The organism is Peribacillus aracenensis (genome assembly GCF_025175645.1).
Lineage (GTDB): Bacteria > Bacillota > Bacilli > Bacillales > DSM-1321 > Peribacillus > Peribacillus aracenensis.
In genome coordinates, this window is the sequence record NZ_JANZMJ010000056.1 from 1 (window position 1) to 11,143 (window position 11,143).

Annotated in this window: 8 protein-coding genes and 1 pseudogene; 6 read left to right on the plus strand and 3 right to left on the minus strand. The window is 33.3% G+C overall.

The features are described 5' to 3' along the window. Positions 1-259: 259 nt before the first annotated feature. Positions 260-1,030, minus strand: coding sequence for a helix-turn-helix domain-containing protein (locus N0M92_RS28320; protein ID WP_260288909.1), 771 nt, complete (start codon positions 1,028-1,030; stop codon positions 260-262). Positions 1,031-1,427: 397 nt separating this feature from the next. Between N0M92_RS28320 and rbsK the strand changes: the two genes are divergently transcribed. The 5 genes and pseudogenes from rbsK (at position 1,428) to N0M92_RS28345 (ending at position 6,497) form a co-directional block, all read left to right on the plus strand. After that, complete coding sequence (gene rbsK / locus N0M92_RS28325) at positions 1,428-2,348, plus strand: ribokinase (protein WP_260288910.1); 921 nt, start codon at positions 1,428-1,430, stop codon at positions 2,346-2,348. 420 nt (positions 2,349-2,768) lie between these two features. Then, positions 2,769-3,674 carry a nucleoside hydrolase gene (locus N0M92_RS28330; protein ID WP_260288911.1) on the plus strand — a complete coding sequence of 302 codons (906 nt, stop codon included), beginning with the start codon at positions 2,769-2,771 and terminating at the stop codon, positions 3,672-3,674. Positions 3,675-3,977: 303 nt separating this feature from the next. Then, positions 3,978-5,396: an MFS transporter gene (locus N0M92_RS28335; protein WP_260288912.1), complete on the plus strand. Its 1,419-nt coding sequence runs from the start codon at positions 3,978-3,980 to the stop codon at positions 5,394-5,396. A gap of 384 nt (positions 5,397-5,780) precedes the next feature. After that, positions 5,781-6,171 (plus strand): annotated as a pseudogene (locus tag N0M92_RS28340) (IS6 family transposase); the annotation flags it as partial. Between the two features lie 152 nt (positions 6,172-6,323). Next, complete coding sequence (locus N0M92_RS28345; protein WP_260288913.1) at positions 6,324-6,497, plus strand: hypothetical protein; 174 nt, start codon at positions 6,324-6,326, stop codon at positions 6,495-6,497. A 598-nt stretch (positions 6,498-7,095) separates the two neighbouring features. Here the strand turns inward: N0M92_RS28345 and N0M92_RS28350 are convergent. Both N0M92_RS28350 and N0M92_RS28355 read right to left on the minus strand, forming a co-directional pair. Then, complete coding sequence (locus N0M92_RS28350) at positions 7,096-8,088, minus strand: Gfo/Idh/MocA family protein (RefSeq protein WP_260288914.1); 993 nt, start codon at positions 8,086-8,088, stop codon at positions 7,096-7,098. A 589-nt stretch (positions 8,089-8,677) separates the two neighbouring features. Beyond that, a complete protein-coding gene (locus N0M92_RS28355; protein ID WP_260288915.1) occupies positions 8,678-9,358 on the minus strand; it encodes an NAD(P)H-dependent oxidoreductase in 681 nt (226 codons plus the stop codon). Positions 9,359-9,490: 132 nt separating this feature from the next. Here N0M92_RS28355 and N0M92_RS28360 point away from each other — a divergent pair, with 132 nt between their 5' ends. Next, positions 9,491-9,865, plus strand: a complete 375-nt coding sequence (locus tag N0M92_RS28360) for a winged helix-turn-helix transcriptional regulator (RefSeq protein ID WP_260288916.1) — start codon at positions 9,491-9,493, stop codon at positions 9,863-9,865. Positions 9,866-11,143: the final 1,278 nt, after the last annotated feature.

The window sequence follows — 11,143 nt, forward strand, 5'->3', positions numbered from 1 at the left end:
GGTTGGTATAACCGAAAAAGAATTCACAGCAGCTTGGGCTATCAAACCCCACAAGCCATTGAAGATCGAATTAGGAATACAGCTTAAGATTTAACTTTTTAGTGTCCAAAATATTGACTCAAATCCAGTGATTAATTAATGAAGTAAGAACAAACTAATTAAGAATATATTTATCTAATTAATATTTGCATGTATTGACAGCATATATAAAAAAAAAAAAACGTCAGGTAATTGTAAACCTGATGTTAAATGATTGTGATTAAACGTCATGCAACATTCTATACCTCTTAGGCGTCATACCTACTTCCCGTTTGAACATGCTACAAAATTGGGAGTCGTTGACGAACCCTGCGTCCAATGCAATTTCTGATACGAGCATTTGTGGTCGACTTAGTAAGCAATCTTTTGCATATTCGAGCCGTTTTTCATAAAGATACTGCAGAGGTGCGACGTCATATTTTTCCTTGAACAAATGTCTGAATCTGTCATAGCTGTATCCTGCCATATCTGCTAATAATTTATTTGTGAGTTTTTGGCGGAAATATTCATCCATATAATTGCGTACATACTGTATCCGATCTTCTGTCTGCTTCTGGGCATATTTTGTGCCGATTAAACGCTGCAAATGAATTGCAAGTTCCCCTACCAACAGGTTGAGCATCTCAGCAAAATTATCTTGTCGCTGCATAAACTCGTTCTTCATTCGATGCACAATATGTTGAATGGTCCGGTCCTTGTCATCTTCAAAGATGCCGTTCAAGTTCGCAATACCAGAATAACTGCTGTGGAATCCGAAGAAAAGCACATCAGCTTCTGTAAGATGTAACTCATCATGTTCTACATTTGGAGAAATTAGCGCAAACGTATTTTTACTAAAGGTGTAATCGATGGAATTGATCTTTGTTTTTCCATTTGCATTGTAGTAAACGAGTTCATAGCATTCATGTGTATGGGGAGGGATGTATTGCCCCTGTGCGCGTTTAAAGAAAAAAAGAAAATCCAATTGATTCATATCATTCAAACCTTTCATACAAAATAGCCGAATCGTATAAAAATATAGCCAGATTAAGATAAAAATAAAGTGTGTTTAATGTTAGTATAATATCACAGTAATAGCCAAATCATGAATTAATTAAAAACAGGAATGAAGTGAAATTCGTTGCGAAATATGTGATGATACGTTTCCTGTTTTGATATGTAAATTAGAGGGACAAGCTAAAAAACATGATTATGTGTCTTTGTTATTTTTGAAATGGATTCTAGATTCATACATCGTCTTATATGATTTTCTTTGTATAGTCGAGTTATTAAAATGGATGATGCATTGGCTATTGGCTACCATGGTTGCTAATTAAGTGAATATTAGTTTGCAGCATAAATTAGAAGCAAGACTAATTACGAGACATTCAACAAGAAGGGGGGATTTCATGCAACCAGATGTCGTGGTAGTGGGAAGTCTAAATATGGACATTGTTTTAAATGTCGAGGAACTGCCGAAAGAAGGTCAAACACTCTTAGGAACAAGTATGTTAGAGATATCTGGTGGAAAAGGCGCTAATCAAGCAGTAGCTATTGGAAAGTTAAAAGCTTCTGTAAGTATGATTGGAAAGGTTGGCTCAGATCATTTCGCTCCACGTCTATTAGATTCTTTAAAAAAGAGCCAGGTAGAAACTCAACATATTGTAACGACAAAGAATAAAACAGGAATGGCATTAGTGACAGTGGAGAAGAGTGGGAAAAATCACATAGTTGTCACTCCTGGAGCTAACTTTGAATTAACTCCTGAAGATATATGGAATCAGAGACAGGCTATAGAACAATGTCAAATGATAGTGCTACAGCTAGAAATTCCAATGGAAACTGTAAAGTATACCCTTGAGTTGGCCAAGAAAGAAGGAAAAACAACAATATTAAATCCAGCTCCTTCCAAATTAATAAGTGAAGAAATATTAAAAAATGTTGATATCTTAATTCCGAATGAACATGAACTTTCCGAAATATCAGGAATAGAAATTCAAGATGAATGTAAACTCAAAGAAGCAACCCAGGCTATGCTTAATAAAGGAGTTAAAGCTTTAATTATTACGCTTGGTGAAAAGGGTTGTTGTTATGTAGACAACGAAACATTCAAGTTGTATCCAGCGCATCAAGTAAAAGTACAGGATACTACAGCAGCTGGAGATAGTTTCATAGGTGGTTTTGTAGCGAGTTATATAAGGAGTAAAGATATTGATGTTGCAATATGCGAAGCGCAAAAGGTAGCTGCCATCACAGTAACAAGAGCTGGGGCACAGAGTTCGTTACCAACTTTAGAAGAAGTTCAAAAGTTTGGTGTAATAATTTCTTAATTTATATTACCTAATAATAGTAAAATAGAAAAAATCTGCTTCGGGAGTGTCATGTAAGAATTTCTTGTAAACAATTTTCTGAACTATCTGAATTATTAAATGAGCAAGGATTGCAAGACTGGTTGAAATTGAAAGAAATCTATTAATTATCGTATTATATCGTATTGTTATTCATGCGTTTATTCTGAGATTCTGTTTAGTTTTATTGTATTAAAATGGGGAATTGGTCAAATGTTGTTTAAATGTTATTTACTATGATCTAACAATTGTAAGTAACACTCCAAATCACACCGAATTGAAATTTATCAGCTTACAGTTCAGGCATTATTTACAATGTCACTAGCTAATTTTACAAGTGCAACGATACCCGGAGTGTTTATTTTAATTAATAAACAATGAAAATAGAAATGGGGAAAGATGATGACAAATCGAATTATTATTGACACAGATATTGGAAGTGACATTGATGATGCAATGGCTTTAGCTCTCGCCATGCGCTCAGAAGAAGTCATAATAGAGGGCATTACGACGGTTTACGGAGATGTGGATCTCCGTGCTAAGATTGCCAAAAAATTACTTCAACTTGGAGGACATAATGATGTAAAAGTATTTGCTGGAATCAATCAACCTCTATTGCATAATCGTGACATTTGGATGGCAGGTCATGAAGGGGAAGGTGTATTAACTAGCTATGATGATGTAATGTATGAAAATGGACATGCTGTAGATTTTATCATCGAGACCATTATGGAAAATCCAGGTGAAATTACCTTGATTCCAATTGGCCCCTTTACAAATATCGCAGCTGCAATTATTCGTGAACCGAAGATCATTAAAAATGTGAAAGAGATTGTCTTGATGGGCGGTGTAACTCGTCTTGGTGATAATGCTCTTGAACTTCCAAAGGACGAACATAATATTCGCTGTGACCCTGAAGCAGCAACACTTTTATTTCGAAGTGGAGCCCCCATCGTCATGGTTGGCTTAGATGTCACGAATAAGGTGACTATTGACAGAGTTTTTCGGGACGAATTAGAAGCTTCCAAAGATCCGCTGAATTTGGCGCTAGTCAAACAACTTGATCGCTGGTTTGAATTTATAAATGAAGACACAACTAAAATGCATGATCCGTTAACAGTCTCTCTCATGATCGATAGAAGCATTGTCGAGACTGAAAAGATGTACGTCTATGTTGATTATGATCACCGTCAATTGACTGGTCAAACAGTTGCCTTACCCGATCCAAACGGAAATGTAGAAGTTTGTCTTGAGGTGGATAGTAAAAAATTCACTGGTATTTTATTAGACCGCTTATTGCTTAACTAAAAAAATGATTAAGCAGTCATGGCGTAAAATATTATGCATGGCTGCTTGAAAAAATGTGTAACCGGTTAACCATCGAAAGAGTAGAGAATTCTTACGTTTTGTCAAAAAATAAAAAAAGAGAAAAGGTTAATTCCGGAAATTAAATTTCTGTATTATGCGAATGTTCGGTTTAATTCTTTGCATTTCGTGTGAAAATTATTTATATCATAGATAATATTCATATTAAGTTAGCTGTTTGTGTCTATTTGCACCAGAATCTGATATTTTAACGTTCAAATAAATAAAAATATGGGAGGAGAAAAAATGAATAGAGAAGAAATTCGTCGAAGAGTTACAAGGTGTATGCCATGGATATTATTATTTCAATTTTTCTTTGTTTTTAATGAAAGCGTATTCAACCTGATTACTCCAAATCTTGCTGAAGAATTTGCAGTAACACCATCAACCGTTAGTCTAGTGGTTACGGTTGGTAAATTGACCTTTGGTATTGCTTCGATCATTTTGGCAACCTTATCTGATTTCATAAGTATAAGGAAAATGATATTATTTACATGTTATTCTTTTCCTATAGTAACTTTATTGGGAGTATTTTCAGATTATAGTTTTACATTATTAGTCATTTTTCGAGTTTTGTTTTGTATTACAATTGCAGCCCCTGTGTCTTTGCAAATTATTTTTGCTATGAAATATTTTGACAAGTTAACTGCGGCAAAATATATTGGTTACAATGCAGCCGTATACCAAATTGCATCTGCAAGCGGTAACTTATTTGGAGGCTACATTACTGAATATTTACATTGGAACATGGTGTTCCTGATTCCAATAGTTACATTTATTGGAGTTCCTATTCTAATCAAAAACATACCTAAAGATGAAAGTAAAAAAGGTTCATTTGACTTTATTGGTATAACTTTAGTAACAGCCATTACTACATTGTTCATTACATTTATGACTTTTAAAATGCATTACCCAGTACTTTTAATTTTAGCACTGGTTTGTACTGCAATATTTGCTTTCTACATGTTAAAGAGTAAAGATTCCTTAATCAAGCCAGAGTTATTTAGAGTTAAAGGTGTTGTGTGGTCTTTAATCGTGTGCGCATTGTTTTATGGAACACAAGTTGGATTTTCTTTTATATTTCCATTCATAGTAATCAAGACATATGGGATGTCAGTAACTACAATGGGAGTCTTTTTTACAATCACAAACATAGCTGCTGCTATCACTGGAATGCAGACTGGCCGTATAACTAAATCTATTGGTTATCGTAACATTACACTATTAGGTGGATTATTTATATTTTCTGGATTAACCATTGTTGCCTTTTTAGTCGGCTACTCAGTTACATTTATATTCCTAGGAATGGGACTTTTTAATATCGGTTATACACTCTTCTTTTCAGGTTATCTGGCTAATTACACTCTGTTACTACCGGTAGAACAGCGTGGTGTAGGTCTTGGTATAGAGAGCTTAGTTCTTAATATTGGAAGTGCATTAGGTGGAGTGTTTATTGCGATGCTATTTGGACAATCCTTTATGAGTTATAAAATAATAGATTTTTCAGTCAATAAGCATTCCGCACAATTTAGTAATTCTGCTCTTATTTTGATGTTTTTCATCGCAGTAGCTACATTCATCTTTATAAAAGTATTTGATAAAAAATTTAATCAGGTAGGTAAAGTAGAGAATTTAAATGAAGAAAATTTAAGTAAAGTAAATTAATGAAAAGAAAAGTGGTTAGGAACATTCGAGTGCCTTGCCACTTTTTCGATGGGGTATTTTTTAATTATTCTGTAAAAAGTTAATCAAATGACTAGGTATAAGTAAAAGCACGTCTATAATAAGATGTTGAGAATGGTTTTGAAGTGGTAATAAAGAAGTAACAAGAGAGTTAATATTAGATGAAGAGAAAATATCCAGATAAAAGAAAGCGGAAAAACTGCCTCATATCGATGTCTAAGTGGCAATGAGTGGTGGGCGTGATTAAGCGTCTTTGCGCCTTATGAAATGATTGGGTTCTGGTGCAAAAATTTCAGCTGATTTGAAACTAATCTCTAAACCTCGGACATACTGATACTATTAATCTAAAGAAAGTGTGTGATCGGTATGGAAAAGGAAAATTTGTTTAAATGGAAGTATTATCAGCCTGATATTGTTTTATTAACTGTAAGGTGGTACCTAAGATAAAACCTAAGTTTTCGTGATTTGGTGGAAATGATGAGGAACGAGGTTTTTCTATCGTCCATACAATCCATTATGCGTTGGGTTCATCAATATGGACCTGAATTAGACGAAAGAGTACGACGTCATCTTAAGACAACAAATGATATCTGGAGAGTTGATGAAACGTAATGTGAAGGTAAAAGGTCAATGGATGTATTTATATCGTGCTGTCGATTCAGAAGGCAATACCATTGATTTTTATCTAAGTGAATCAAGAGATAAACAAGCAACCAAGCACTTTTTCAAGAAAGTTATTAAACTTGCAAACGCAAGTTTAATAATAAATGTTAAATAACAATTTCATATTCATTCGTATATGAAAAAAATGAGGCAATTCAAGCTGAAGCAACACATGTTACTCTTTTATATAATGGAATTTAGAAGCTGATTCCCTTAGAGAAAAACTATTTGTTGGAACAATTTTAGATGGAATACACTGAAACAACTGCCAATTTTAAAGATGGTACATTTGCTGGAAGTATTCTAAAAATCAATAATGCCATAAAAAATATCATTGAATATACTAATTGCAATCTAGAAGATATTATTAAAATGACTTCTATAAATCCAACTAAGCAAACTGAATATAATAAATCTTAAAAGGAAACATAAGTATTGGGAAAGATGCTTATGTATTAGTTAAATGAAGGTTTAGATGTAGCATCAACATTCTGTCGCGGAAATTTAGCCTGGAAGAAAAGAAGACTCCATACTTGAACTTTCTTTTAACAACTTCAAGTATGGAGTCCTTCTGAAATTTAATTTTATTGAAAATATCTAAAGTTAAAGAACATGGATAAAGCCTTTTACTATCGTTTATAGTTTTCCTAAACTTTTATTAACTTTCATTCATTTCTTTTTGCTGTTCTTTAGTTAAATTTTTTTGCCCCGTAAAGTGTTTTAAAAGATTTTTACTGTTTACTTTAGGATCTATATTGTAAACGCTCTCTTCATTCAAATCTTTCCAGAACAGAACCAGTTTTTAACCCTTTTACTATTCCTTTTGCAATATCTTTCGTAACATTTACTTTTTCATTTTCTTTACTGTTCATAATCTCTCCTTCTTAATAATTATTACTTCATATCAAGTATTTTTTTACCAATTAACCTACCATGCTAAAACTTAAGTTATTTTACTTCTCAATTTTAAACATTCCTTTAGTTTTTGTATTTATCTAAGAAAAGGCTTGTAGATTGCTTATATTAACTCAGATAAAATACGGTCACAAAGAGACATTGTATGTACGTTATCACGTCCATTGGACGTTGGTTTTCTATTATTTATGCAACAGTCTATAAAATGAGTCATTTCTCCAACAAAGCCACGTAAATAAAGATCTCTGTAAGTTCCTGACATAGGGGATGCAGATGGAGTAAATACAGTGTCAGCCTCTTCAAGAGATTTCCATGGCAAATCACTGAATGTTTGTGATTTATGGATAGTAAGTGAATTTACTTCATCTGCAAAAGCAAATCCATTATCAAATGTAACAAGTATGTTTTCACTTTCACGAGACCAAGCTGTCATTCCTGTAAAGTAAAGGCTACCAACAACACCATTTTCAAACTTTAGTGAGATGCTGTGAGAAATAAACCCATTATCACTATTCTTAAAACCTGATACGTATAAAACTTCTCCAAATAGATAGCGTACTAAATCAACGATATGTATCGAAGCAAACTTGATAAACTGCTCATCATCCTTACAAAATGGCGTGCTGTCTGCTGCAAATCTTGCTTGAAACGAACGGGCATTTCCAAGACTACCATTTTCAATAATTTCTTTTAACTTAGTATAACAAGGAGCATAACGTTTCATAAATCCAACCATTACCGACACTCCAGCTTCATCAGCAGCACCTGCAATTTCAGTAGCTTCATCAGCACTCATTCCAAGAGGCTTATCCACAAATACATTCTTTCCAGCCTTGATACAATCCATCACGAGAGAAGGCTGATCTTCAGGCTGAGCGACTACAACAACACCATCGCACTCTTCATACTGTAACATTTTTTTATAGTCATCATAGGGCGTCCCTTCGCTTCCAAAACGCTGAAGGGTAGCTTTAGAACGCTCAATATTCCTTGTAGCAACAGCCTGTATTGTTGCACCTACTTCAATAGCAGAAGGATAAATATTAGTAGATGCATGAAATCCAGCACCTATAAAACAGAGATTAGCTTTTTTCATTTTCATCGCTCCTATTTTCTCTAAAGATACTTTCGATTAGAACTACAATTGTATCATAATGTTATCTCTTTAATAAGTAGACAGATTTATATTGAAAAGAGACGCAAATCGCTCGGCTTTCAGTCCTTCCACGGCCTTCTAAGTGGTTTCTTAGTACTCCTCCTTTTATTTTTAATTAGGTGAGATGATTATTGCAGTCTAACCTACAATTTTATTGATTTGGTATGGTGATTCTTATTACAGGGATTGATCTTTATAGTCATGCAAGTACGAGTGGCAGCTATGGGTGTTGCTTCCTATTTTGCGAATGAAATTTCAAATGATGAGTTTATAAAACAAGAAACCATGAAAAATACGATAAACCGGAAGGTATCATTACATTTGTTGAAGGTCCTGAAGGGAAAGGGGCTTTGGCATGAACTAGGTGAAAAGATCCTTCTAGTATACTCCATATTGATTTCTAGTAGTCTCCGGGACTATCCATCACAACATCGGATACAGAAAATAGTCATACAAAAACGCCATCCTTTCCTAAGATTCTACAGAAAGAAAAGCGTTTTTTTTGTTGTATGAACACAGATTTATATGATTAAATCCATTCAACAATAGTATCCATAGATAGTCTTGTTTTTTTAAATTGTGGTTCTCCTTTACGATATCCAAATGCAACCATAACTGACAATTCAAGATTATCATGTTTTAGAATTCCTTCTTCACGAAGTAAAGATTCTACTTTTTCTTTATCGAATCCTTCCATTGGGCAAGAATCTATACCAACTTGAGCTGCACTCGTCATCATATTACCTAAAGCAATATAAGCTTGTTTTGAAGACCAATCAAATACGGCACGCTCGGAGTCTAACAATTTAAATTCCGATTCTTGAAATTTTTTGAAGATTTCATATCTGACTTTTTGAGCTTCTTCAGGTAATCCAATAATATCTTTCATCATGTGTTGAATATACTCTGCATCATAGTACATATCTTTGATGTTTCTTGAAAGAACAATGACAAAATGACTTGCGGTTGAAAGCTGTACACTTGCTCCCCATGAATATGGTAATAGTTTTTCTCTTAATTCTTTATTTTGTACCACAATAAATTTCCAAGGCTCATATCCAAAAGAAGAAGGAGATAATCTTCCTGTTTCTAAAATGAATTTAAAATCATCTTCTGAAATTTTCTTCATAGGGTCAAACTCTTTACAGGCATGTCTAAAGTTAAAAGCCTCCATAATTTTTTGTTTTGTATTTTGTTTTGTGTTATTCATAAAAGGTCCTCTTTTCTTGTTATTAAATTAATATTTAACTAAATTATATTTTCAAAGTAACAATGATACAAGTACGCACATTTTTGTGTTATAGTATCAAAAAAGAAACTATTGTTAAAGGAGGGTCTTTTGATGATTAGTTCAACGAAAAATAATATAAATTATCTATTTTTAAATAAATATTCTTGTCCAGTAGAATCTACCGTTGAAGTTATTGGTGGAAAATGGAAAGGTGTTATTCTTTATCATTTATTAGATGGTAAGAAACGATTTAATGAATTAAAAAGATTAAAACCTAATATCACCCAAAGAATGTTAACACTTCAACTTAGAGAACTTGAAGCAGATGGTATCATTCATCGGGAGGTATACCGTGAGGTACCCCCTAAAGTAGAATACTCGTTAACAGAACTTGGCGAGTCACTACGTCCAATGATCCTTTTAATGATGGAATGGTCGATTAATAATATGGAGAAAGTTTTGGAAAACAGAAATAACCATAAATAATTTTTTAAATTTGTAATTGGTTATCAAACAACTTAAAAAGAAAAAACGATTCCCTTTTGATACAGGGGGGGAGGAGAATTAATAGTAAGTTTTATTATATTACAATCAATAAATTAAGTGGGGGAAGCATTTTTGCACAAACTCAATGCATTAATACCAGAGATCTCGGTTTCAGATATGTAGCAAAGTTTATATTTCTATTCGAAAATTCTCCTGTTTAAAATTGAATATCAACGACCAAAGGATTATAATTCAAGAAGTAAATGGTTACTGGAATACTGGGGATTTATCTTCTCCGTACGGAAGAGGAATTAATTTTCAAATTGTTTAAATGATACTGATTTACTATATGATAGTTTGAAAAGGAACGAGTATCCAATTAAATTTGATATTCAGGAGAATTGGTATAGAGCTGAAACTGAATTAAAGGGACAAAAGGAATTTTTAGTTATGGACCCTGGATGGTTATCTATTAAGATTGTCCGAATTATGGGTAAAAATGATGTTGAGACTGATTAAGCTATGCAACAGTGGAATTTTAGTAAGTGGATTAAGCTACTTTGCGTTAATAGGTGCTTTACTTAAATGGAGTTGCTTTGAAGTGAACCCAAAAAGTTAGACACTTTATTCGTTGTCACAAGCAGCAAGACTACCTAAAAGCAGGAGACCTACAGTGAATTTTTTTATAAACACGAGCGAGTCCTCCTAAAAAGTTTTTAGAAAACGAAAAAATAACCCCATTATATAATTATGGGGTTATTCCCCTTTTTTTAACTGTTATTTACTTAATAAGCTGGTTACATACTAGTTTTTTTCGTTTTAATAGTTCTATTCATCTCTTCTTCATATCCATTAAAGCGGTTTTCTTATGGCACTAACGGGGCATCATTCCTGTAATGAATGAAAATGAGTTTTGAGCACATCTTTCTTATTAAACAAAAACAGCTAAGTTTGTGATTTAATACACTTAAACTACCATGAAAATAGACTTCTGGAATTTAGGAGAAGAGGCAATACTTAAGAAGACGCAGCTCATTGTTTTTTAAAAAAGGGGAGCGCGCCTAATTTAGTGATTTTTTAGTGATTTATTGTAGGTAAGTGGACTGGATTAAGATGCTTCAGGTTCTTGTAATGTAACTGTGTATCCTAAGCTTTCAAGTCTTCTTAGTGAATGCCGAAAAATTGATTGTTGTCTCTGTTTATCAAAGTAGTCTTCGCCTAAGTCTACATACATTTCTTTTCGAGTTAAGAGATAATAGGAGATACGTAACATGGCAT

Excerpts from the sequence above, each read along its gene's own strand:
- N0M92_RS28320 (WP_260288909.1), bottom strand. The coding sequence starts at position 1,030 with ATGAAAGGTTTGAATGATATGAATCAATTGGATTTTCTTTTTTTCTTT.
- rbsK (WP_260288910.1), top strand. The coding sequence starts at position 1,428 with ATGCAACCAGATGTCGTGGTAGTGGGAAGTCTAAATATGGACATTGTT.
- N0M92_RS28330 (WP_260288911.1), top strand. The coding sequence starts at position 2,769 with ATGACAAATCGAATTATTATTGACACAGATATTGGAAGTGACATTGAT.
- N0M92_RS28335 (WP_260288912.1), top strand. The coding sequence starts at position 3,978 with ATGAATAGAGAAGAAATTCGTCGAAGAGTTACAAGGTGTATGCCATGG.
- N0M92_RS28345 (WP_260288913.1), top strand. The coding sequence starts at position 6,324 with ATGGAATACACTGAAACAACTGCCAATTTTAAAGATGGTACATTTGCT.
- N0M92_RS28350 (WP_260288914.1), bottom strand. The coding sequence starts at position 8,088 with ATGAAAAAAGCTAATCTCTGTTTTATAGGTGCTGGATTTCATGCATCT.
- N0M92_RS28355 (WP_260288915.1), bottom strand. The coding sequence starts at position 9,358 with ATGAATAACACAAAACAAAATACAAAACAAAAAATTATGGAGGCTTTT.
- N0M92_RS28360 (WP_260288916.1), top strand. The coding sequence starts at position 9,491 with ATGATTAGTTCAACGAAAAATAATATAAATTATCTATTTTTAAATAAA.